20 protein-coding genes are annotated in these 21,957 nt (G+C 73.8%); 7 read left to right on the forward strand and 13 right to left on the reverse strand.

Annotated elements, in window-relative coordinates:
* Nucleotides 1–318: 318 nt before the first annotated feature.
* The 3 genes from ACZ597_RS33120 to ACZ597_RS33130 are packed head-to-tail and all read right to left on the reverse strand — an operon-like array spanning nt 319 to nt 4,216.
* The gene (locus tag ACZ597_RS33120) at nt 319–2,718 is read right to left on the reverse strand and encodes a xanthine dehydrogenase family protein molybdopterin-binding subunit (RefSeq protein WP_471338633.1); all 2,400 of its coding nucleotides are present in this window, start codon (nt 2,716–2,718) and stop codon (nt 319–321) included.
* A 2-nt stretch (nt 2,719–2,720) separates the two neighbouring features.
* Nucleotides 2,721–3,320, reverse strand: a complete 600-nt coding sequence (locus tag ACZ597_RS33125) for a (2Fe-2S)-binding protein (protein WP_471338635.1) — start codon at nt 3,318–3,320, stop codon at nt 2,721–2,723.
* Nucleotides 3,321–3,322: 2 nt separating this feature from the next.
* Entirely contained in the window at nt 3,323–4,216 is an 894-nt protein-coding gene (locus ACZ597_RS33130; RefSeq protein ID WP_471338637.1) for an FAD binding domain-containing protein, read from the reverse strand.
* 252 nt (nt 4,217–4,468) lie between these two features.
* Between ACZ597_RS33130 and ACZ597_RS33135 the strand changes: the two genes are divergently transcribed.
* A complete protein-coding gene (locus ACZ597_RS33135; RefSeq protein WP_471338639.1) occupies nt 4,469–6,145 on the forward strand; it encodes a PucR family transcriptional regulator in 1,677 nt (558 codons plus the stop codon).
* A 188-nt stretch (nt 6,146–6,333) separates the two neighbouring features.
* Nucleotides 6,334–7,089: a hypothetical protein gene (locus ACZ597_RS33140; RefSeq protein ID WP_471338671.1), complete on the forward strand. Its 756-nt coding sequence runs from the start codon at nt 6,334–6,336 to the stop codon at nt 7,087–7,089.
* A gap of 361 nt (nt 7,090–7,450) precedes the next feature.
* Here the strand turns inward: ACZ597_RS33140 and ACZ597_RS33145 are convergent, their stop codons facing one another.
* Complete coding sequence (locus tag ACZ597_RS33145; RefSeq protein ID WP_471338641.1) at nt 7,451–8,188, reverse strand: GntR family transcriptional regulator; 738 nt, start codon at nt 8,186–8,188, stop codon at nt 7,451–7,453.
* A gap of 117 nt (nt 8,189–8,305) precedes the next feature.
* Here ACZ597_RS33145 and ACZ597_RS33150 point away from each other — a divergent pair, with 117 nt between their 5' ends.
* Together ACZ597_RS33150 and ACZ597_RS33155 are read left to right on the forward strand one after the other, a co-directional pair.
* Nucleotides 8,306–9,175 carry a (2Fe-2S)-binding protein gene (locus tag ACZ597_RS33150; protein ID WP_471338643.1) on the forward strand — a complete coding sequence of 290 codons (870 nt, stop codon included), beginning with the start codon at nt 8,306–8,308 and terminating at the stop codon, nt 9,173–9,175.
* Nucleotides 9,176–9,367: 192 nt separating this feature from the next.
* Entirely contained in the window at nt 9,368–10,426 is a 1,059-nt protein-coding gene (locus tag ACZ597_RS33155) for a DUF2637 domain-containing protein (RefSeq protein ID WP_471338645.1), read from the forward strand.
* A 56-nt stretch (nt 10,427–10,482) separates the two neighbouring features.
* Here ACZ597_RS33155 and ACZ597_RS33160 read toward each other — a convergent pair whose 3' ends face one another.
* From ACZ597_RS33160 to ACZ597_RS33170, 3 genes are all read right to left on the reverse strand, one after another.
* Nucleotides 10,483–10,929 carry an ATP-binding protein gene (locus ACZ597_RS33160; protein ID WP_471338647.1) on the reverse strand — a complete coding sequence of 149 codons (447 nt, stop codon included), beginning with the start codon at nt 10,927–10,929 and terminating at the stop codon, nt 10,483–10,485.
* Between the two features lie 138 nt (nt 10,930–11,067).
* Nucleotides 11,068–12,810, reverse strand: coding sequence for a pyruvate dehydrogenase (locus ACZ597_RS33165; protein WP_471338649.1), 1,743 nt, complete (start codon nt 12,808–12,810; stop codon nt 11,068–11,070).
* Between the two features lie 119 nt (nt 12,811–12,929).
* On the reverse strand, nt 12,930–14,255 hold the full coding sequence (locus ACZ597_RS33170; protein WP_471338651.1) for a protein phosphatase 2C domain-containing protein: 1,326 nt from the start codon (nt 14,253–14,255) through the stop codon (nt 12,930–12,932).
* 266 nt (nt 14,256–14,521) lie between these two features.
* Between ACZ597_RS33170 and ACZ597_RS33175 the strand changes: the two genes are divergently transcribed.
* Nucleotides 14,522–15,499: a helix-turn-helix domain-containing protein gene (locus ACZ597_RS33175; RefSeq protein WP_471338673.1), complete on the forward strand. Its 978-nt coding sequence runs from the start codon at nt 14,522–14,524 to the stop codon at nt 15,497–15,499.
* A 24-nt stretch (nt 15,500–15,523) separates the two neighbouring features.
* Nucleotides 15,524–16,006, forward strand: coding sequence for a DUF456 domain-containing protein (locus ACZ597_RS33180; protein ID WP_471338653.1), 483 nt, complete (start codon nt 15,524–15,526; stop codon nt 16,004–16,006).
* A gap of 473 nt (nt 16,007–16,479) precedes the next feature.
* Here the strand turns inward: ACZ597_RS33180 and rsgA are convergent, their stop codons facing one another.
* From rsgA to ACZ597_RS33200, 4 genes are all read right to left on the reverse strand, one after another.
* The gene (rsgA, locus tag ACZ597_RS33185; protein ID WP_471338655.1) at nt 16,480–17,580 is read right to left on the reverse strand and encodes a ribosome small subunit-dependent GTPase A; all 1,101 of its coding nucleotides are present in this window, start codon (nt 17,578–17,580) and stop codon (nt 16,480–16,482) included.
* A gap of 243 nt (nt 17,581–17,823) precedes the next feature.
* Nucleotides 17,824–18,498, reverse strand: coding sequence for a response regulator (locus tag ACZ597_RS33190; protein ID WP_471338657.1), 675 nt, complete (start codon nt 18,496–18,498; stop codon nt 17,824–17,826).
* Nucleotides 18,495–19,079 (reverse strand): sensor histidine kinase, encoded by a 585-nt coding sequence (locus ACZ597_RS33195; protein ID WP_471338675.1) that lies wholly within the window; start codon nt 19,077–19,079, stop codon nt 18,495–18,497. Before ACZ597_RS33195 ends, ACZ597_RS33190 begins: the two co-directional genes overlap by 4 nt.
* A gap of 218 nt (nt 19,080–19,297) precedes the next feature.
* Complete coding sequence (locus tag ACZ597_RS33200; protein WP_471338659.1) at nt 19,298–19,525, reverse strand: hypothetical protein; 228 nt, start codon at nt 19,523–19,525, stop codon at nt 19,298–19,300.
* Between the two features lie 214 nt (nt 19,526–19,739).
* Between ACZ597_RS33200 and ACZ597_RS33205 the strand changes: the two genes are divergently transcribed.
* A complete protein-coding gene (locus ACZ597_RS33205; protein WP_471338661.1) occupies nt 19,740–20,120 on the forward strand; it encodes a VOC family protein in 381 nt (126 codons plus the stop codon).
* On the opposite strand, the gene ACZ597_RS33210 is transcribed toward ACZ597_RS33205, so the two are convergent.
* Together ACZ597_RS33210 and ACZ597_RS33215 are read right to left on the reverse strand one after the other, a co-directional pair.
* Nucleotides 20,054–20,785 carry a helix-turn-helix transcriptional regulator gene (locus ACZ597_RS33210; protein WP_471338663.1) on the reverse strand — a complete coding sequence of 244 codons (732 nt, stop codon included), beginning with the start codon at nt 20,783–20,785 and terminating at the stop codon, nt 20,054–20,056. The genes ACZ597_RS33205 and ACZ597_RS33210 overlap by 67 nt on opposite strands.
* Nucleotides 20,786–20,820: 35 nt before the next feature.
* Nucleotides 20,821–21,945: a YihY/virulence factor BrkB family protein gene (locus ACZ597_RS33215; protein ID WP_469117320.1), complete on the reverse strand. Its 1,125-nt coding sequence runs from the start codon at nt 21,943–21,945 to the stop codon at nt 20,821–20,823.
* Between the last annotated feature and the right edge of the window lie 12 nt (nt 21,946–21,957).

Below are 21,957 nucleotides of genomic sequence, written 5' to 3' on the forward strand. Positions count from 1 at the left end.
CAAGGTTCAAAGGGGCACCCGCATAAAGATTGGAGACGCGGGATTTGGGAAACTGCGTTGGCTGCACGACCCGGGGTGACGGCCCGAGGCGACGCGAAATGTGCACTGCGTGTACTGCGGGTAGCGCGGGGGTGACCGCTGGTACTACGTGGGGGTTTTTGCAGGGGTTCTGCCAAGTGACGAGGACCGCGAGCGGTGCGGTACCGCGTACTTCGTGCTCCGGGCGGTGCGGCGTGAAGTGTGACGTTCCCGAGTCACACCGCCCGGAAATCCGAGGGGTGCGGTCCGGGGGCCTGGCGGCCCCCGGACCACGCCGTCCTAGAGGGTCCCGGTAAGGGCTTCCGGACGGATCGGCGTCTTGTTGAGCTCCAGACCGGTCGCCTGCCGGATCGCCGCGAGGACGGCCGGGGTGGACGAGAGGGTCGGGGCCTCGCCGAGACCGCGAAGGCCGTACGGCGCGTTCGGGTCGGCCAGCTCCAGGACGTCGACCGGGATGGTCGGGGTGTCCAGGATCGTCGGGATCAGGTAGTCCGTGAAGGAGGGGTTGCGCACCTTCGCGGTCTTCGGGTCCACGATGATCTCTTCCATGACAGCCACGCCGAGACCCTGGGTGGTACCACCCTGGATCTGGCCCACCACGGAGAGCATGTTCAGCGCCTTGCCGACGTCCTGGGCGGTCGCCAGCTCGACGACCTTGACCAGGCCGAGCTCGGTGTCCACCTCGACGACCGCGCGGTGCGCGGCGAAGGTGTACTGGACGTGGCCGTCGCCCTGGCCGGTCTTCAGGTCGAAGGCGACCGTCGGGCGGTGGCGGAACTCGAGTTCGAGGTCGATGGCGTCCTCGCCCTCCAGGATGTCCGCCAGCTCCGCGAGCACCTCGCCGCCGTCGGTGACGACCTTGCCGCCCTCCAGGAGCAGCTCGGCGGTCGCCCACGCCGGGTGGTAGGAGCCGTTCTTGCGGCGGCCGATCTCCAGGACGGCCTCGCGGACGGCCTCACAGGTGTTCTTCACGGCGCCACCGGTCATGTACGTCTGCCGGGAGGCGGACGTGGAACCGGCGGAGCCGACCTGCGTGTCGGCCGGGTGGATGGTCACCTGCGTGACGCCCAGCTCGGTCCGGGCGATCTGCGCGTGGACGGTGACACCGCCCTGGCCGACCTCCGCCATGGCCGTGTGGACCATCGCGACGGGCTCGCCGTTGATGACCTCGAGCCGCACGCGGGCGGTCGAGTAGTCGTCGAAGCCCTCGGAGAAGCCGACGTTCTTGATGCCGACCGCGTAGCCGACGCCGCGGACGACGCCCTCGCCGTGGGTGGTGTTGGAGAGGCCACCGGGCAGCGCGCGGACGTCCGCGTTCTCGCCGGCGGTCTCCCACTGGCGCTCCGGCGGCAGCGGGCGGGCCTTGACCCGGCGCAGCAGCTCGGCGACCGGGGCCGGGGAGTCCACGACCTGGCCGGTGGGCATGATCGTGCCCATCTCCATGGCGTTCAGCTGGCGGAACTCGACCGGGTCCATGCCCAGCTTCGCCGCGAGCTTGTCCATCTGGGCCTCGTACGCGAAGCAGGCCTGGACGGCGCCGAAGCCGCGCATCGCGCCGCAGGGCGGGTTGTTCGTGTAGAGCGCGATCGCCTCGATGTCCACGTCGTCGATGACGTACGGGCCCACCGAAAGGGAGGACGCGTTGCCGACGACGGCCGGGGAGGCCGACGCGTAGGCACCGCCGTCGAGCACGATCTTGCACTTCATGTGCGTGATCTTGCCGTCCTTGGTGGCGCCGTGCTCGTAGTACAGCTTCGCCGGGTGGCGGTGCACGTGGCCGAAGAAGGACTCGAAGCGGTTGTAGACGATCTTGACCGGCTTGTTCGTGGCCAGGGCCAGGAGGCAGGCGTGGATCTGCATCGAGATGTCCTCGCGGCCGCCGAAGGCGCCGCCGACGCCCGAGAGCGTCATGCGTACCTTCTCCGGCGGGAGGCCGAGGACCGGGGCGATCTGCTGGAGGTCCGAGTGCAGCCACTGGGTGGCGACGTAGAGGTCGACACCGCCGTCCTCGGACGGCACGGCGAGACCGGACTCCGGGCCGAGGAAGGCCTGGTCCTGCATGCCGAAGGTGTACTCGCCCTCGACGATGACGTCGGCGCGCTTGCGGGCCTCTTCCACGTTGCCGCGGATGATCGGCTGGCGGTGCACGATGTTCGGGTGCGGGACGTGACCGGAGTGGTGGTCGTCGCGGCCCGGGTGGATCAGCGGCGCGTCGGCGGCGAGGGCGGAGGCCTCGTCCGTGACGAGCGGCAGCTCCTTGTAGTCGATCTTGATCTTGGCGGCCGCGCGGCGGGCGGTCTCCGGGTGGTCGGCGGCCACGAGGGCCACCGGCTCACCGTGGTGACGCACCCGGCCGTTGGCGAGAACCGGGGTGTCCTGGATCTCCAGGCCGTAGTTCTTCATCTCGGCCGGCAGGTCGTCGTACGTCAGGACCGAGTAGACGCCCGGCATGGCCAGGGCCTCGGAGATGTCGATGGAGACGATCTCGGCGTGGGCGACGGTGCTGCGCAGGGTCTGGCCCCACAGCATGTCCTCGTGCCACATGTCCGAGGAGTACGCGAACTCACCGGTGACCTTGAGGGTGCCGTCCGGGCGGAGCGTGGACTCGCCGATGCCGCCCTTGGTGTGGTTCTGGGTGACGTTCGTGGGCGTTCCGACGGTGCGGGTGTCCTGAGCCATGATCAGACCGCCTCTCCCTGACGGGCGGCCGCGAGGCGGACCGCGTCGAGGATCTTCTCGTAGCCCGTGCAGCGGCAGAGGTTGCCGGACAGGGCCTCACGGATGTCCTGGTCGGACGGGTCGGCGTTCTGCTCCAGGAGAGCGTCGGCCTGGACCAGCAGACCCGGGGTGCAGAATCCGCACTGGACCGCGCCGGCGTCGATGAACGCCTGCTGGATGTTGGAGAGCGCGGCGCCCTCACCGGTCTGGGAGTCGGTGCCCTTGGCGGACCACTGCTTGGCCTCGTCCGTGGAGACGCCGCCCTTGCCGCCGCACGCGCCGGTGCCGCAGGAGTGGCCGTGCTCGTCGCGCTGCTTGGCGAAGTCCGCCAGGCCCTCGACGGTCACGACGTCGCGGCCCTCGACCTGGCCGGCCGCGACCAGGCAGGAACAGACCGGCACGCCGTCGAGGCGGACGGTGCAGGAACCGCACTCGCCCTGCTCGCACGCGTTCTTGGAGCCGGGCAGGCCCAGGCGCTCACGCAGGACGTAGAGGAGGGACTCGCCCTCCCACACGTCGTCGGCTTCCTGCGGACGACCGTTGACAGTGAAATTGACGCGCATGGTTACGCAGCCCCTTCAAGCGAGCGGCCGTTGGTGCCGCGGTACTGCTCCCAGGTCCAGACAAGCTGGCGGCGAGCAAGGATGCCGACCGCGTGACGGCGGTACTTCGCCGTGCCGCGGACGTCGTCGATCGGGTTGCACGCCGCGGAGGCGAGGTCACCGAACTGCTTGGCGATCGACGGGGTGATGACCTTGCCGTTGTCCCAGAAACCGCCCTCTTCGAGCGCGGCGTTCAGGAACTCCTCGGCGGCCTTGGCCCGGACCGGGGTCGGGGCGGCCGAACCGATGCCCGTACGCACGGTGCGGGTGTCGGGGTGCAGCGCGAGGCCGAAGCCGCAGACGGCGATGACCATCGCGTTGCGGGTGCCGACCTTCGAGTACTGCTGGGGGCCCGTGGCGTTCTTGATGTGGACCGTCTTGATGAGCTCGTCGGCGGCGAGCGCGTTGCGCTTCACACCGGTGTAGAACTCGTCGATCGGGATCAGGCGGGAGCCGCGCACCGACTCGACCTCGACCTCGCAGCCGGCGGCCAGGAGGGCGGGGTGGGAGTCACCGGCGGGCGAGGCGCAACCGAGGTTGCCGCCGACGCCGCCGCGGTTGCGGATCTGCGGGGACGCGACCGTGTGCGAGGCGAGCGCGAGACCCGGCAGCGTCGCGCGCAGGTTCTCCATGATCTGGGTGTACGGGACGGAGGCGCCGAGCTTGGTGACCTCCTCGCCGACCTCCCACTCCCGCAGCAATTCGATGCGGTTGAGGTCCAGGAGGTATTCCGGACGGCGGTGGTCGAAGTTGATCTCGACCATGATGTCGGTGCCACCCGCAATCGGCACAGCTGTGGGGTACTCGGCCTTGGCGGCGAGTGCCTCCTCCCAGCTGGCGGGGCGAAGGAAGTCCATGTGCGGCTCTCTTCTTCTTAATCGGGTCGTTCACTTCAAGCCAGGAGGCCGAAGGCCCTCGACTGGTCGTTCACGTGCTGTTAACGCGGTGTGGAGCCAGTACACAAGCCCGGTGTCCCTCGGGTGCAGTCACCGAAACCATGAAGGAGTTGGCTGGCGCCCTCCTTCGTCTTGTAGATTCGTATGAAAGGCAGGATGCGACGACCTGCCCGATTTCCAACGGCAACATCGAGACAGATCGGCGGCGACATCATGCGGCTGCGCGCACTGCTGGAAACCGAGGCGCTGGGGCTGCGGCTGCTGGGCGGCGAGGAAGAACTCGACCGGACGGTCCGCGGGGTCATGACGACCGACCTGAGGGATCCCAGCCGATATCTGACGGGGGGAGAACTTGTCCTCACCGGCCTGGCATGGCGAAGAAATTCAGCCGACTCCGAGCCATTCGTACGAATCCTCGCGAGCGCGGGGGTGGCCGGCCTCGCGGCCGGCGAAGCGGAACTGGGAGACATCCCGGACGACCTGGTTTCGGCCTGCGTCCGCAACAGGCTGCCGCTCTTCGCGGTGAACGAGGACGTTGCATTCGCCACCATCACGGAGTACGTGGTGCGGCAGGTCTCCGGGGAGCGCGCGGGCGACCTCGCGGCGGTCGTGGACCGCCACCGGCGTCTGATGACCTCGGGCCCCGCGGGCGGCGGACCCGATGTGGTGCTGGATCTGCTCACCACGGACCTCGATCTGCGGGCCTGGGTGCTCTCCCCCACCGGCCGGCAGATCGCCGGAGCGGGCGAGCCGCTGGCGCCGGGCATCTGCGCGACGCTGGCGAGCGAACACCTCGCGGCGGTCCGGACGGGCCGCAGGGGCCCGCACCGGATGTCCATCCAGGGTATTACGTACTCCCTGTTCCCGATCAGGGGACACGGTCGCGGCCCAGGTCAGGCCACCCGCGACGTGCGCGAGAGCGTGCTGTCGGACTGGCTGCTGGCCGTCGAGGCGGACGCGGGCGACTGGCCCGCCGAGCGCCTGGACCTGCTCCAGGGCGTCACCCAGCTCATCGCGGTCGAGCGGGACCGCCGCGACGCGGCCCGCACGGTGCGCCGCCGGCTGGCGCAGGAGGTGCTGGAGCTGGTCCAGACGGGCGCCCCGCCCGCCGAGATCGCCGCCCGCCTGCGGGTCGCGGCCCCGGTGCTGCTGCCCGGGCTGGGCTCGGCGCCGCACTGGCAGGTCGTCGTGGCGCGGGTGGACTGGGACGGCGGGGACATCCCCGGCGGCCCGGTGGCCCAGTCGCTGCTGGAGGAGATCCTCGTCGACCCGTCGATGGCCGGGCCCGAGCCGTCCGACCGGATCGCGGTAGCCCATGCGGGTGACGAGGCGATCGCCCTCGTGCCGCTGCCCGCCCTCTCCGGGGACGCCGGCGAGGACAAGGGCCCGGACTCCGCCCTGCACGCCGACGCGCTCCTGGCGGCCGTACGCGAGCCGCTGGCGGCCGGTCTGGCCGACGACGGCCGGCTCACCCTCGGCGTCAGCGCGGCCGTGCACTCCGCCGAGGGGCTGCGCGGGGCGCTGGAGGAGGCCCGGCACGCCCGCCGGGTCGCGGCGGCCCGCCCCGGCCGGGTCTGCGCGGCCGGCCACCACGAGCTGGCCTCGCACGTCCTGCTGCTGCCGTTCGTGCCGGACGACGTCCGCCGCGCCTTCACGGCCCGCCTGCTGGACCCGCTGCGGGACTACGACCGCCGGCACCGGGCGGAGCTCATCCCGACCCTGGAGGCGTTCCTGGACTGCGACGGCTCCTGGACCCGCTGCGCGACCCGGCTGCACCTGCACGTCAACACGCTGCGCTACCGGGTCGGGCGAATCGAGCAGCTGACGGCGCGCGACCTTTCGCGCCTGGAGGACAAGCTCGACTTCTTCCTGGCCCTGCGTATGAGCTGACCCCGGCCCTCTCATCTGCGCACTCCCCGGAAGGGGCGGGCGGGGGCGGCTGACGAGCCGTCCGGACTTTGTGAAAGAGTTCACCCGACCCCTTGGCCGAGGCAGCCGATCCGTGCTCTCATTTCGCCCCAGGGCTCAACGACGTGCTGCTTGGTTGCTTCGGGGAGGGCAATGTGGCGGATACCGCCATGTCCGGTGCGGGATCAACGGGGGGCGACGACCCCCTCCAGCGGGCGATATGGCGGCTGCGCTCGCGCGGCTGTTGGACGGACGCGGCGGCCCTGCTGACGCCGCACGCGCACGGTGCGGGAGCGGCGGTGCAGCGGACCGCGCTCCTGGTGGAGCGGTGCCTGTTCACCGGCCAGGGCTGGTCCGACGCGGAGGACGCGCTGCGGGCGGCCGAGGCCGTGGCCCGGGACGACGACGAGCGGGGCGCGGCGGCGTGCGAGCGGGGCCAGCTGGCGTACGCGGCGACCGTGCTCGGCGTAAGGGACCGGGCCGACGAGGCCCGCTCGGCGCTGGGCCGCGCGGCCGCGCTGCTGTCCCCGGGGTCGCGGACGCGCCCGCTGCTTGACTTCCGGCGGGGCCTGGTCGCGGAACACCTGGCGGACGCCCCGCAGGCGGCCCGGCCGGCGTACGACCGCGCGCACGCGGGGGCCGTGGCCCACGGGGACACCCTGCTGCTGTCCTTCACCTGGCGCCACCTGGCCGCGCTGGCGCTGCGGGACGGCGAGGTCGCCGAGGCCCGCAAGGGCTTCGCGGAGTCCCTGCGGATCCGGGAGGACCTGGGGTTCCTGGTCGGCACCGCGCCGGCACTGGCGGCCCTCGCCGAGGTCGAACCGGAACCCGAGGCCGCCCGGCTCCGCGCGGAGGCCCGCCGGCTGTTCCACCTCCTGGGCGGCATCCCCACCTGGCTGGCGGACCAGCTGTCCCCCGCGGCGTAGCCCTGCCGGGCGGGGTCCGGGAGTGCGGGTCGGCGCCCTGCGGGGCGGGGTCCGGGAGGGCCTCCCGGCGCGCAGCGGCCCCGGCCGCGCGGCCCGCCGGGGGCCGGGCTCCCTGCGGGGCCGTCCCCTACCCGCCCTTCCGCCGTTCCCAGGGGCTCCGCCCCAGACCCCGCGCCTCGATCGCCGACGGGCTCAGTGCGGCCCCGCCGGCGATTGAGGCGCGGGGCGGTAGCCCGGTGTCGGGTGAAGCCGAGCCGGCGATTGAGGCCTGGGGGTCCCCCCGGACGGAGTCTGGGGGAGGATGAAGGACGGGGCGGGGAGCAGCCCGCGCAGCGGTACCCCGGCGGCAGCGCCCCGGCGGCTACGCGCCCGCGAAGTGGGCCCGGACCAGGGACTCGACGGCGGAGAGATCGCGCGCGACAAGCGCGTCCAGCAGCGCCGAGTGCTCGGCCGCATCGGCCACCAGGTCGGCCCGCCGCACCCGCGGAGCGTCCGGCAGGGGCCACTGGGCCCGCCGGTGCAGTTCCTCGGCGATCTGCGTCAGCTGGGCGTTGCCCGACAGGGAGAGCACCGCCCGGTGGAAGGCCCGGTCGGCTTCCGCGTACCGCGGCAGGTCCCCCTCGGCGGCGGCCTCCGCGGCGGCAAGGGCGGCCGGCCGCAGGGACTCCCAGGTCCCGGCGGGCACGGTCCGGGCCAGCCGGAGCATCACCGGGACTTCGATCAGGGCCCGGACCTCGGACAGCTCCGCCCGGGTGCGGGGGGTGCGGGTCAGCACCCGGAAGCCCCGGTTGGGCAGGCATTCCACCGCGCCCTCCAGCGCGAGCTGCTGCATCGCCTCGCGGACGGGGGTCGCGGAGACCCCGAACCGCTCGCCGAGCGCGGGGCCCGAGTAGATCTCCCCCGGCACCAGCTCCCCGTCCACGAGGGCCGCGCGCAGCGCGTCGAGGACCTGCCCCCGCACCGAATGGCGCAACACCTTCTGCGCCGGGATCAGGGACTCCCCCACCGCCTCGCACTCCGACACCGGGGCGTGGGCCGCTCCGTGCACTCGGTCCTCCTCCGGGTCTCGACCGGTTCCGAGGATAGGTGACGGGCTCACGGGCGTCGTGGACGCGATCCGGACGCGAGCCCGACGCGACCCGGGATTCCCCCACCCCCCGAGATCGTCTAAGGTAAGGCTTACCTTTCCTGACGACGCGTGATTCGGTGGTCCGCCATGCCCGGCTCGGCTCTTCCCGCCCTGCTCCCGTCCGCACCCGCCCCGGCCGGCTCTCCGGTGGCGCACGCGTACGAGCGCCTGGCGGCCGCCTACCCGGGCCTGCGGGTCGAGGAGCGCGGCGCGCACGAACCCCTCCCTCGCGGTGTGGGCTGGGTCGGCGCGCACGAGCTCGCGGCGGGCGGAGCGGCCCTGGACACCCACCTCGCGTGGGACGAGGCCCAGGTGCTGCGGGACTACGGGCGCCGGGCGCGGCCCGACGTGGTGGCCGGGTTCGGCCTCCACCGGTACGCCTGGCCGGCTTGCCTGCTGATCACCGTCCCGTGGTTCCTGGAGCGCCGGGTGCCCCGGCTGCCCGTGGACCGGGTGGCCTTCCACCGGACCCGGGGGGTGATGTCCGTACGCGTCGAGGAGTTCGCCTGCCTGCCGGACGACCCTGCGGCCGGCCTCCCCGGGGCGCGGGTCGTGCCCGGCGAGGAGGCCCTGCGCGAGGAGGTGCGGGCAGCGGTGGCCCAGCACCTCGGACCGCTGCTGGAAGGTTTCGGCCCGCGGATGCGGCGCGGCCGCCGCGCCCTGTGGGCGATGGTCGCCGACGAGGTGGTCGAGGGGCTCTGGTACCTGGGGAGCCTGCTCGGCGAGGAGCGGCGGGCCGTGCGCGAGCTGGAGCTGCTGCTGCCGGGCGCGCTCGCCCCGTACACCGGCGCCGCCGGCTTCCGCACCCTCGCCGGCCCCGGCGGGGCGGAGCTCACCACCCGGGACCGGGCGAGCTGCTGCTTCTTCTACACGATCCGCCCGGAGGACACCTGTACGACCTGCCCGCGCACCTGCGACGCGGACCGCGTCACCCGGCTCACGGCGGCCGACGGCTGAACCCACCCGTGCGGATGAAGTGAATTCGAACTCAACTCGGCGCACACGAGCGCCAGTTCGACCCACAACACCCTATCCGACGGGACCCGCCCCCCGATGGCGTCCACTTGCCCCGAAACCCACGTGCACCACTGACCGGCTGCGCCACTATGGCGCCCGGAAAGCCGCATACGCGAGGCAAGGGACATCCGCATGAGACTGACCGACATATCGCTGGACTGGCTGCTGCCCGGCAGCCTGTTGATCCTGGGCGTGCTTGCGGCAGTGGCGGTGGTGGCCCGGGGCAAGCGTGACGGCGAGAAGGCCGCGGCCGACGACAGCTGGGAACGCAGCGAGGAACGCCGCCGCCGCAAGGAGGCCGTCTACGGGACCGCCTCGTACGTCCTGCTCTTCTGCTGCGCGGCGGTGGCCGCCGCGCTCTCCTTCCACGGGCTCGTCGGCTTCGGCCGGCAGAACCTCAACCTCTCCGGCGGCTGGGAGTACCTGGTCCCCTTCGGCCTCGACGGCGCCGCCATGTTCTGCTCGGTGCTCGCCGTCCGCGAGGCCAGCCACGGCGACGCGGCCCTCGGCTCCCGGATGCTGGTCTGGCTCTTCGCCGGGGCGGCGGCCTGGTTCAACTGGGTCCACGCCCCCCGGGGCACGGGCCACGACGGCGCACCGCAGTTCTTCGCCGGGATGTCGCTCTCGGCGGCGGTGCTCTTCGACCGGGCCCTCAAGCAGACCCGCCGCGCGGCCCTGCGCGAACAGGGCCTGATCCCGCGCCCGCTGCCGCAGATCCGCATGGTCCGCTGGCTGCGGGCACCCCGGGAGACCTTCGGCGCCTGGTCGCTGATGCTCCTGGAGGGGGTGCGCACCCTCGACGAGGCCGTGGACGAGGTGCGCGAGGACAAGAAGGAGCGCGAACAGGACCGGCACCGCAGGCGGGAACAGCACCGCCTGGACCGCGCCCGCATCAAGGCGCTGGGCCGGCAGCACAGGGCGTTCGGGCGGGCCCGGGCGCGTCAGGTCGACCTGCCGGGGCTGACCCCCGGGACGGGCTCCGCGCCGGTCGGCGCGGAGCCGGCCATATCGGAAGCGGGACAGCTGCCCCTGCGCCGAAGGCCCTCACTGCAGGCCGTGAACGGAACCGAATCCCCTGATCCGTCCGGGCCCCGGACGGTGGACCTCACCGCCGAGGACGACACCCAGACGATCCCCCGCCTCGACTCCCTGGAGCGCAAACTGAAGGACCTGGAGCAGCAGTTCGGCTGACCGGACCGCACGAGCACGGAGGCGGGGCACCCCCGGGGCGCCCCGCCTCCGCACGCTCAGGCCCGGGCCGCGCCCGTGGCCGCGGCCGTCGCCCCGAGCTCGAACCAGACCACCTTGCCGCGCCCCATCGCGAGCGGGTCCACGCCCCAGGCGTCGGCCAGCGCCTGCACCAGGACCAGCCCCCGTCCGTGCGTACCGTCGTCGGCGGACGGTACGTACGCGCGGGGCAGGCGCGCGGCGTGGTCGCGGACCTCGACCCTGAGCCGGCCGGCCCGGACGGTCGCGGACACCTCGGCGCCCTGCCCGGTGTGGACGAGGGCGTTGGTGACGACCTCGGTGATCAGCAGTTCCGCCACCTCGGCCGTCTCGCCCCGGCAGCGGTGCCGCAGCAGTTCCCGCAGGGCCCGGCGGACCTCGCCCACCGCCTTCAGGTCGGCCCGGCGGACACTGCGCGCCATCTCGGCGCCGTCCTGCTCGCCGCCCGCCGACGGCTCCCGCGCCACCGGCCGCCCGGTCCTCCACGTCTTCCCGGTCCTCGCCCCCACCCGCACGGCGACATACCTCCCCGTATCGCGCTGCCCGTGGTCTCGAACAGGTCTACGGAATGCATGCCCCCGGCGACGGTCCGCACTCCTTCGGGCTCAGGGCCTGGGCACGTTGCGGAGGTTGGATCGAGCCATCTGGATCATCCGGCCGACGCCGCCGTCCAGCACGATCTTGCTGGCGGACAGTGCGAATCCGGTCACCATCTCGGCGCTGATCTTCGGTGGGATCGACAGCGCGTTGGGGTCCGTCACCACGTCCACCAGCGCGGGCCCCTTGTGCCGGAAGGCATCCTTCAAAGCGGCCGTGAGCTGCTTGGGCTTCTCGACCCGGACCCCGTAGGCGCCCGCCGCGCGGGCGATCGCGGCGAAGTCCGGGTTCCGGTTGGTCGTTCCGTACGAGGGAAGGCCGGAAACCAGCATTTCCAACTCCACCATGCCCAGGGAGGAGTTGTCGAAGAGAACCACTTTGACGGGCAGGTCGTACTGCACCAGGGTGAGGAAATCTCCCATCAGCATCGAGAAACCGCCGTCACCGGACATGGACACCACTTGACGGCGGCGGTCCGTGAACTGTGCGCCGATGGCCTGCGGGAGTGCGTTGGCCATGGAGCCGTGGCTGAAGGAGCCGATGATGCGCCGCTTGCCGTTCGGGGAAAGATAGCGCGCCGCCCACACATTGCACATGCCCGTGTCGACGGTGAACACGGCGTCGTCGTCCGCGAGTTCGTCGAGGACGGACGCCACGTACTCGGGGTGGATCGGCGTGTGCTTCTCCACCTTGCGCGTGTACGCCTTCACCACCCCTTCCAGCGCGTCCGCGTGCTTCTTCAGCATCCGGTCCAGGAAGCGGCGGTCCTCCTTCGGCCGCACCCGCGTGTTCAGCGCGCGCAGGGTCTCCCGCACGTCTCCCCACACAGCGAGGTCCAACTGGGAGCGGCGGCCGAGGCGTTCGGGGCGGATGTCCACCTGGACGATCTTCACGTCGTCGGGGAGGAAGGCGTTGTACGGGAAGTCCGTGCCGAGCAGGACCAGCAGGTCGCACTCGTGCGTGGCCTCGTAGGCGGCGCCGTACCCCAGCAGGCCGCTCATGCCGACGTCGTAGGGATTGTCGTACTGGATCCACTCCTTGCCGCGCAGGGCGTGGCCCACGGGGGCCTTGACCCGGCCGGCGAACTCCATCACCTCGGCGTGCGCGCCGGCGGTGCCGCTGCCGCAGAACAGCGTGACCCGGTCGGCCTCGTCGATCAGCCGGACCAGCTTCTCGATCTCCCCGTCGCCCGGCCGTACGGTCGGCCGGGCCGTCACCAGGGCGTGCTGCACCGCCTTCTCCGGGGCCGGCTGCGCGGCGATGTCCCCGGGCAGCGCGACGACGCTGACGCCGCCGCGGCCGATGGCGTGCTGGACGGCGCTCTGGAGCAGCCGCGGCATCTGTGCCGGGTTGGAGATCAGCTCGCTGTAGTGGCTGCACTCGCGGAACAGCTGGTCGGGGTGGGTCTCCTGGAAGTAGCCGAGCCCGATCTCGCCGGAGGGGATGTGCGAGGCGAGGGCCAGGACGGGGGCCATGGAGCGCTGCGCGTCGTACAGGCCGTTGATCAGGTGGAGGTTGCCGGGGCCGCAGGAGCCCGCGCAGGCGGCGAGCCGGCCGGTGATCTGGGCCTCGGCGCCCGCCGCGAACGCCGCCGTCTCCTCGTGGCGGACCTGGATCCACTCGATGCCGCCCGTGCGGCGGATCGCGTCGACGACCGGGTTCAGGCTGTCGCCGACGACCCCGTACATCCGGCGCACGCCCGCGCGCACGAGGATGTCCACGAACTGCTCCGCCACGTTCTGCCTGGCCATGGAAGGACGCCCTCTCCGGTTCCCCGCCAGGCCCTGTCCGGGCGGTCTTCACGGGCCGCGAAGACCGCCCGGACAGGGCCTGGCCGTGTGCGTCTTCCATCCACGCACGTCCCGTGCGGTTACGCCTCCCAGAGCGCGGCGGCCGTCCGGTCGTCGGCGTAGCCCTTGAGGCGGAGCTGGGTGTCGGCGAGGAAGGCCGCCAGGCCCGGCGGCTCCCCCTGCGACCAGCGGGCGGAGAGCTCGGCCGGGAGCAGGCTCTCCTCCCGCATGGGCTCCGCCAGGCCGCCGGAGCAGAGCAGCAGGGTGTCACCCGGGCGGGCCACGGAGGCGCGGAACCGGAAGCCGGTGCCGCCGACCGTGCCCCCGTCCTCCTCCAGGTCCTGCCAGCGGCCCGCGCGCAGCCGGAACAGCCCGCCGGCACCCGCGCCGAAGCAGATCCGGTTGGGGCAGTCCGGGTCCAGCGGCAGCAGGAGCCCGCGCAGCCCGGCGGTGTACGCCTCCTCGGCGAGCCCGAGCTCGGCGGCGCGGGCCCGCAGCCGCCCGTAGCCCCGGTCGGTGAGGCGCTGGAGCCCCGACAGCAGGGCCTCGCGCCGGCCGGCCCGGATGTCGTCGGCGAGCCGCTCCCGGCTGCGCCCGACGGCCGCCGCGACGAGGTGGCCGAGCTCGGCGGCGGCCTCCCGGGCGCCGGGGGCGGCCCGGTCCCCGCCGGCCAGCACCACCAGCACGAGGGCCTCGTCACCGGTGCCGAACCGGGCGGTGAGCAGGAAGTCCCGCCGGGCCTCGCCCCGGTAGCGGGCGGAGTCCCCGCGCAGGGAGGCGGCCCGCAGGGTGTACGTGCCGTAGCGGGCGCCCTCCAGGACGGTGTCCGGGGTCAGGAAGTCCAGCGCGGCCGGGTCGGCGGCGGGCAGCGCACCCGGCTCGGCGGCGTAGGTGGGGGCGCGGTCGCCGAGGTGGCGCACCTCGGGCCGTTCGGGCGCCGGGACCGTCCCCGCACCCGGAGCCGGCGGCACGGCCACGTCCCCTTGCGCGTACACCGTCTCCCCGGCCACCCGCGGATCCGGCGGGGGCACGGCGGCCCGGTACCCGGGCGGTGGCGGCGGTACGGCCGGCGCCACCCCCGCGGGCGGCACGGGCGGGGGCGGCGGAACGGGAGGGGCGGGAGGCGCGGGAGGCGGCACCGGCGGCGGGGGGACGGGCGGCGGGGCGACGGCGGGCGCGGGCGGCGGGCCCTGCGCCGGCACCGACGCCCGCTCGGCCTCCCCCGCGACCGCCGGAGGCTCCCGGCGGGGTCCCGGCAGGGACGGCTCGGACGGGGCCGGATCCGTCACCAGGACCGACGCCGAGCGGAAACGCTGGTCCAGGGTGTCCCCCGGGTCGGGGGCGGGACCCGCGTCGGGGTCCTCGTAGAGCTTCTGCCACCAGTCCTTCGCGCCCTGCTGACTCATGCCCCCATTCTGGGCGCGAGCGGGCGGCGGAAAACCCCGAATCCGGGAAAAGGGCCCATCGGGCCCCGTTCGCGATGCCGAACGTACCGCCCTCCCCGCTCGAAACCCGGGCATGTGCCCCGCAAACCGCCGATTCCCGGAGGATGTTGGCGCTGAGGCGGCGTCACCTTGGCGGATGGGCGGGGGATACGGCGAAGATGGCGTCGGCGGGTTTGCGCCGTGGCCGCTTCCCGCCAGGAACGGCTCTGGGGAGTGGGGTGGACGGGTTGCTGGGAGCGATAGGCCTGGACGAGGGCCAGGAATCGGCGTACCGGGCGCTGGTGGCACTGGGGGCGGCGGAGGTGCCCGACCTGGCACACCGGCTGACCCTGCCGGTCCCGCAGACGGAACGGGCCCTGCGGCACCTGGAACGCCGCGGACTGGCGGCCCGGTCCTCGGCGCACCCGGGCCGCTGGGTGGCGGCGCCGCCGGGCGTCGCCCTCGGGGCCCTGCTGACCCGGCAGCGGCACGAACTGGACCGGGCGGAGCTCGCCGCGGCGCTGCTGGCGCGGGACTACCGGGCGGAGGCGGCCGAACCGGCGGTGCACGACCTGGTGGAGGTGGTGACGGGCGCGAGCGCCGTGGCCCACCGCTTCCAGCAGCTCCGGCTGGGCGCGGAGCGGGAGGTCTGCGCCCTGGTCAGCGGCAGGCCCCGGACGCGTTCCGGCCCGGACGAGGGGGACGGGGACCGGGCGGCCGTACGGGGCGTCGAGTACCGGGTCGTCATCGAACGCGAGTTGCTCGCCGTGCCCACCGGCATGCGGGAGGCCTCCAGCCGGCTGGCCCGCGGTGAACGGATCCGGGTGTCGGCGGCGGTGCCCACGACGCTGCTGATCGCGGACGGCGCCCTCGCCATGGTCCCGCTGACGGCCCGCGGGGCGGAGCCGGCGGCCCTGGTGGTGCACGCGTCGGGGCTGCTCGAATCGCTGCGGTGCCTCTTCGAGGCCGTGTGGCGGGAGTCCCTCCCGCTGCGGCTGGGCGCCACGGGCCACCCCGAGGAGGGCGACGGCGGACCCGACACCACCGACCTGGAGATCCTCTCCCTGCTGCTGGCGGGGATGACGGACGCGAGCGTGGCCAAGCACCTGGAACTCGGCCTGAGGACCGTCCAGCGGCGCGTGAAGGGGCTGATGGAGCTGACGGGCGTGACGACCCGGCTCCAGTTGGGCTGGCACGCCTACGAACGGGGCTGGGTGGCCCGATAGCCGGGGGTCGGTCACGCTGGGCGCATGGATCTGCCGCAGCTGCTCCTGGTGGGCCTGGTGCTGCTGCTCGGGGTGCTGGGAGTACTGGTCCCGGGGGTGCCGGGGACCTGGCTGGTCTGGGCGGGGCTGCTGTGGTGGTCCCTGCACGAGCGGTCCGCGGCCGCTTGGGCGGTCCTGGTCGCCTCGACGGCCCTGCTGCTGGTGGTGCAGGTGGTGAAGTGGCAGCTGCCGCCGAGGCGGCTGCGGGGCATCGGGGTCACCCGCCGGATGGCGGCGTACGCGGGCGCGGGCGCGGTGGCGGGCTTCGTCCTGCTGCCGGTGGTGGGGGCGGTGCCGGGGTTCGTGGGCGGCATCTACCTGTGCGAACGACGCCGGCTGGGCACGCACGGGGAGGCGTGGGCGTCGGTCCGGGCGGTGATGCGGGCGGTGGGGACGAGCGTGCTGGTGGAGCTGTTCGCGTGCCTCGCGGTGACGGCGGCGTGGCTCGGCACGGTTCTCTCCTCCTGACGCGCCGCATGCGAGGCTCGGCCGCGGGCGGCCTCCCCGGCTCCGCGCCGCTGCGCCTCCGGCCGGCGGGTCCGGGGCGGGGCCGGTTCGGGTGGCCGGGGCCGGTGGGTCGTGTGTGGCTGGTGGGCCGCTGCGCGGGGCCGGCCCCTCCCCGCCCTTCAACCGTTCTCGCCCTCAGTCGCCGGGCGCGGCTCAAGACACCGCGCTGCCGCTGGCGGGGCTGATTTCAGCCCCGCCGGCGTTTGAGGCGCGGGGGTCCTGGGGCGGAGCCCCCAGAAGGGTCCGGGCGGAGCCCGGGGAACGGTGGAAGGGCGGGTAGGGGACGGCCCCGCGCAGCGGCATGCCCCGGCCGGGCAGGGGCCGACGCGGTCCGAACCCCCGCCCGGCCGGGGCAGGGGCCGACACGGTCCGAACCCCCGCCCGGCCGCGGGCCGACACGGTCCGAACAAACCCCCGCCCGGCCAGGGCAGGGGCTAGCGGCCCCGCTTCGCCGCGTAGTTCGCGCGGCCCACCGCCGACTTCATGCGCCAGTCCCGCGCGATCTCCGCCCGCAGCCGGGCGTCCGTCTTCGCGACGATCCGCTGGTTCTCGCGCAGCAGCTTCCGGTAGCTGTCCAGGCGGCGCTCCGGGAGCGCGCCCCCTGCCACCGCCGCGAGCACCGCGCAGCCCGGCTCCGCCTCGTGCGCGCAGTCGTGGAAGCGGCACTGCTCGGCGTACTCCTCGATCTCCGAGAAGACCTGCCCCACCCCCGCCTCCGCGTCGAAGAGCCCGACGCCGCGCAGCCCAGGGGTGTCGATGAGGACGCCCCCGCCCGGCAGGGCGAGCAGGTTGCGGGTGGTGGTGGTGTGGCGGCCCTTGCCGTCGACCTCGCGGGTCTCCTGGACGTCCATGACGTCCGCGCCGAGCAGCGCGTTCGCCAGCGTGGACTTGCCCGCGCCGGAGATGCCGAGCAGCACGCTCGTGCCTCCGGCGACGACCGCGGCGAGTACGTCGGTGCCCTCCCCCGTGTGGGAGGAGACGGTGAGCACCTGGACACCCGGAGCGGTGGTCTCCACGTCCTGGACCAGGTAGGCCAGGGCGGCCGGGTCCGGGACGAGGTCCGCCTTGGTCAGGACGACCAGCGGCTGCGCCCCCGACTCCCAGGCCAGCGCGAGGAACCGCTCGATGCGGCCGAGGTCGAGCTCGACGGCGAGCGAGACCGCGATGATGGCGTGGTCGACGTTGGCGGCGAGGATCTGCCCCTCGGAACGCTGCGAGGAGGTGGACCGTACGAAGGCTGTCCGGCGCGGCAGGTACGCCTTCACGTAGCGCGGGTTGCCGGTCGTCTCGACGGCGGCCCAGTCGCCCGTGCAGATGACCCGGAGCGGGTCGTGGGGGGTGACGAACGCGGTGTCGGCGCGGATCACGCCGTCCTCGGTCATCACGTCGCACTGGCCCCGGTCGACCCGCACGACGCGGCCCGGGACGAGTCCCTCGGCGGCGTACGGGGCGAACTCTGCGGCCCAGGCCTCGTCCCAGCCGAACGTGGCGAGGGAGGCGGGGGACCGGGAGGAGGAGAAGGAAGAGGAAGTCAAGGGGGACCCTTCACAGGGTGGCCCCGGCAGCACCCGCTCGGCGGCGGTGCGGAGGATGTGAGGTCAGCCGGAGACCACAGGAATGGAAACGATGATGAACTCCTGAATGCGGGCAGTGCCCATCACGGTGACAGCCATCACTGTCCTCACCTCCTGCTTCCTGCTGCTCAAGGCGGCCGCGGCCGGACGCCGCGTGCCGTTCCTCCGGAACCCTAGCCCGGCCCGGCCGGCCGGACCACCGAATTAAGGTCCGGCTCCCGCGAGGCCGTTGCGGTAGGCGTAGCGGACGGCCTGGGCGCGGTCGCGGACACCGGTCTTGGCGAAGAGGTTGTTGATGTGCGTCTTGACCGTGGACTCGCCGATGGTGAGCCGCCGGGCGATCTCGGAGTTGGAGTGCCCCTCCGCGATCAGCGTGAGCACCTCCCCCTCACGGGCCGTCAGGCCGCCGGGCAGGCCCGTGCGGGGACCGCTCGGCGGATCCGCGGCCATGGCCGCGGCCACCAGGCGTTCCTGGGCCGCCGCCCCCAGGCTGGTCGCACCGGCCCGTACGGCCGCGAGCGTGCGGGCGATCTCCTGCGCGTCGGCGTCCTTGGTGAGGTAGCCGCGGGCCCCGGCCCTGAGGGCGGCCAGCACGGACTCGTCGTCGCTGTACGTGGTGAGGACGACGACCCCGGTGCCGGGGTGGTTCCCGGTGATCAGCCGGGTGGCCTCCACCCCGTCCACGCGGGGCATGCGCAGGTCCATCAGCACCACGTCGGGGGCGTGTTCGGCGACGAGCCGGACCGCTTCGACGCCGTCGGCGGCGGAGGCGACCACCTCGGTGCCGGGGAGCAGGCCGAGGAGGAGCACGAGGCCCTCCCGTACGACGGTCTGGTCGTCGGCCACGACCACGCGGATCGGGGTGTCGGGCTCGGTCACGGTGACAGGGGTCCTTCCAGCCGGACGCGGAAGCCGGTGCCGGACGGCCCGGCGTCGAGGGCGGCTCCGATGAGTTCGGCCCGTTCGGCCATCCCGACGAGCCCGTACCCGCCCCCGGAGGCGGCGTGCGGGCCCGGGCCGGCGCCCCCGGAGTCGGTGACGCACAGCTCCCAGCGCTCCGCCGGGTAGGACAGGGTGATCTCGACGCCGGCCCCGGCGGCGTGCCTGCGGGCGTTGGTCAGGGCTTCCTGGGCGGTGCGGACGACCGCGAGGGCCGCCTCGGGCGGCAGGGGGCGCGGGCCGGGGGTGACGGTGAGGGCGCACGCGGAGCCGGTCGCACGGCGGTATTCCTCGGCCAGGCCGGCGAGGGCCTCCTGCGGGGCGGGGGCGTCGCCGCGCAGTACGGCGACGGCCCGGCGGGTCTCCTCCAGGCCGCCCTTGGCGAGGGCGCGGGGCGGTCGTGCCCTGGCGGGCGGCGGCGAAGCCGCAGACGGCGAAGACGAGGACGACCCACGGGGTGCCGGGTGCCAGCAGCCCGGTCGCGCAGGCGGCGGCGAGCCCCGCTCCGAGTGCGGCGGCAGCGGCCGGGGTCCGGTCGAGGGCGGTGAGCCCGAGGACGATCAGGCCGAGCCCGGCGAGGCCGCAGGCGAGGGCGGCGGCGCCGGGCGGTGGTGTGAGCATGCCGTGCAGGAACCAGCCGAGGAGCGCTACCTGCACGGCGACCCTGACGTGGGTGGTCGTGACCTGGGGCAGCGGGCGCGGTATCGGCATCCGGCCCACTCTAGAGGCGCCGTGTGGATCATGCGGGCAGCGGGACAGGGCGGGTCCGGGCGGCCAGGACCAGGCCCTGGGCCAGGGTCCAGGCGGCGAGGGTCAGCAGCAGCGCCCCGGTGTGGGGGGCGATGCCGCCGGCGTGGCCGAGCAGGGCCAGGGCGGCGCGGGTGGCGAGGGAGAGCGCGAACAGCGCGAGGACGGCCCGGTTGCCCTTGGCCCACGGGGTCCCGTCGGGCTCCCGCCACACGGTCATGGCGCGGCGATGACGAGGGCGGTGACGAGAAGACGTGCGGCGTCCATGCGCTCCACGCTAGGAGCGGACCGGGCCGCCGTGATCGGCGCCGGGGTGGATCCCGGGTGGAGCTCCGCCCTCCACCCGGGGGTGGAGCCCCGGGCCGATGTCCGTTTCCTTCAAGACCGCCGGACGGCGGCGTGCCTAGCCTGCGGGCACGACTCCACGACTCGACATGATCGGCCTGGTCGTCTCCGACATGGCCGCCTCGCTCGCCTTCTACCGCCGGCTCGGCCTGGACGTCCCGGCCGGTGCCGACGCACAGCCGCACGTCGAGGCCGTGCTGCCCGGCGGGCTGCGGATCGGATGGGACACCGAGGAGGTCGTCCGGTCCTTCGATCCGTCCTGGACCCCGCAGCGCGCCGGGCAGCGCCGGGAGCTCGCATTTCTGTGCGAGTCCCCCGCGGAGGTGGACGCGCTGTACGCGGAGCTGACGGGCGCCGGGTACGAGGGGCACCTGAAGCCCTGGGACGCCTTCTGGGGCCAGCGCTACGCGGTGGTGCTCGACCCGGACGGCTGCGGGGTCTCGCTGTTCGCGCCTGCCGACGCCGTGTAGGCCCCGAGGGTGGTACCGGCCAGCGCGCGCACCTCGCGGGCCAGGTGCGCCTGGTCGGCGTACCCGGCGGCGCAGGCCACGTCGGCCTGCGGTATCCCGCGCCGGGCCAGGGCCAGCGCCCGCTGGAGGCGCAGCACCCGGCCCAGGGTCCGGGGCCCGTACCCGAAGGCGTCGAGCGAGCGCCGGCGCAGCTGGCGCTCGCCGAGGCCGACGGCCCGGGCGATCGAGGCGACCGGCTGTCCGGCCCGGAGCCGGGCCGTCACCTCGGCGGGGAGCGGGTCGGGCGGGCCGACGGCGTCGAGGCGGGTCCGGGCCAGCGCTTCGAGGGCCGCGCACGGGTCCCCGTACGCGGCCGTGCGCTCGGTGAGCCGGCGCACCTCGGCGCCGGGCCACAGGTCGGCCAGCTCGGTCCTCCGGTCGCGCAGCTCGTGGGCCGGTACGCCGAGCAGCGCGGGGGCCGTGCCGGGCGCGAGGCGGAGTCCGGCGAAGGCGCGGCCGGGGACCTCCCCGGCGGGGTGCGGGCCGGTGTCGGGGCCGGCGACCAGCAGCCGGCCCCCGATCCAGAGGAGGTCCATGCACCCGTCGGGCAGCACCACCCCGCCGGGCCCGTCGGCCCGCCAGAGCACGGCTCCGGGGACGGCCCTGGACGGCGCTTCCTCGTACACACCGCCAGCCTAGGCCGTGTTCTCCGGCCAGGGCCTCAGTGCTTGCGCAGGCGGGAGGTGTAGTCGTCGGGCGGCAGGAAGTTCGACCAGCGTTCGGGGAACTCCGAGGGCATCCCGGCGTCCTCGTCGTCCTCGGACTCCCCCTCGGCGAGGGCCCGCCAGGCGGCGGCGCGGGCGACGAGCTGGGCGGCCTCGGCCTCGCGGACCCGCTCGTTGGCCTCGCGGGCGGCGGCCGTGGCCACCGAGGGCCAGACCCGGTCGATCGCGGCGTTGACGGCGGCGCCGACGAGCACGGCGAAGGCCGAGATGCCGATCCACAGGAGGATCGCGACGGGCGCGGCCAGGGACCCGTAGATCGTGGGGCCCTCCACCGTGTTGGTCAGGTAGATCCGCAGCAGGAACGATCCGAGCACCCACATCGCGAGCGCGACCAGCGCGCCCGGCACGTCCTCGATCCACGGCGAGCGGACGGGGACGGACACGTGGTAGAGCGTCGTCAGGAAGGCGATGGAGAGCAGGGTGACCACCGGCCAGTAGAGGACGGCGATCACCTCCGTGCTCCAGGGCACCAGGCGGACGACGGCGTCGGGTCCGACGACCATCAGCGGCAGCACGATCGCGCCGATGAGCAGGGCGATCACGTAGAGGAGGAAGGCGAGGAGCCGGGTCTTGACGATGCCCCGCTGCCCGTCGAGCCCGTACATGACGGTGATGGTGTCGATGAAGACGTTGACGGCGCGGGAGCCCGACCAGAGGGCGAAGGCGAAGCCGAGGGAGATCAGGTCGGGGCGGCCGCGGCTGGTGACGTCGTCGAGCATGGGTCTGGCGATGTCGTTGACGCCCCGGTCGGACAGGACGGTGCCGACCGCGCGCAGGATGTTCTCCTCGATGCTGGCCACGGACTGGGTGTTCGTCCAGCCGTCCACGTAGCCGAGGAGGCCGAGCAGGCCGAGGAAGAGCGGGGGCAGGGAGAGGAGGGTGAAGAAGGCCGCTTCGGCGGCGAGACCGAGGATCCGGTACTCGATGCACGAGTTGACGGTGTCTTTGAGGAGCAGCCAGCCCATCTTGCGCTTGGAGACGTTGCGGTAGAGGGCGCGGGCCCGGTGGAGCCTTCCCGGCCGTACCGGGATCCCCTCGGGTGTTTCTTTTGCTGGCTGCACGTCCTTACGGTA

This window comes from Streptomyces sp. NPDC040718, from assembly GCF_055593565.1.

What these genes read in the sequence shown, in the direction of transcription:
- ACZ597_RS33130 (WP_471338637.1), bottom strand. Translation starts at nt 4,216, where the DNA reads ATGGACTTCCTTCGCCCCGCCAGCTGGGAGGAGGCACTCGCCGCCAAG.
- ACZ597_RS33170 (WP_471338651.1), bottom strand. Translation starts at nt 14,255, where the DNA reads ATGAGTCAGCAGGGCGCGAAGGACTGGTGGCAGAAGCTCTACGAGGAC.
- ACZ597_RS33140 (WP_471338671.1), top strand. Translation starts at nt 6,334, where the DNA reads ATGTCCGGTGCGGGATCAACGGGGGGCGACGACCCCCTCCAGCGGGCG.
- ACZ597_RS33150 (WP_471338643.1), top strand. Translation starts at nt 8,306, where the DNA reads ATGCCCGGCTCGGCTCTTCCCGCCCTGCTCCCGTCCGCACCCGCCCCG.
- ACZ597_RS33125 (WP_471338635.1), bottom strand. Translation starts at nt 3,320, where the DNA reads ATGCGCGTCAATTTCACTGTCAACGGTCGTCCGCAGGAAGCCGACGAC.
- ACZ597_RS33200 (WP_471338659.1), bottom strand. Translation starts at nt 19,525, where the DNA reads ATGACCGTGTGGCGGGAGCCCGACGGGACCCCGTGGGCCAAGGGCAAC.
- ACZ597_RS33205 (WP_471338661.1), top strand. Translation starts at nt 19,740, where the DNA reads ATGATCGGCCTGGTCGTCTCCGACATGGCCGCCTCGCTCGCCTTCTAC.
- ACZ597_RS33135 (WP_471338639.1), top strand. Translation starts at nt 4,469, where the DNA reads ATGCGGCTGCGCGCACTGCTGGAAACCGAGGCGCTGGGGCTGCGGCTG.
- ACZ597_RS33120 (WP_471338633.1), bottom strand. Translation starts at nt 2,718, where the DNA reads ATGGCTCAGGACACCCGCACCGTCGGAACGCCCACGAACGTCACCCAG.
- ACZ597_RS33180 (WP_471338653.1), top strand. Translation starts at nt 15,524, where the DNA reads ATGGATCTGCCGCAGCTGCTCCTGGTGGGCCTGGTGCTGCTGCTCGGG.
- ACZ597_RS33155 (WP_471338645.1), top strand. Translation starts at nt 9,368, where the DNA reads ATGAGACTGACCGACATATCGCTGGACTGGCTGCTGCCCGGCAGCCTG.
- ACZ597_RS33165 (WP_471338649.1), bottom strand. Translation starts at nt 12,810, where the DNA reads ATGGCCAGGCAGAACGTGGCGGAGCAGTTCGTGGACATCCTCGTGCGC.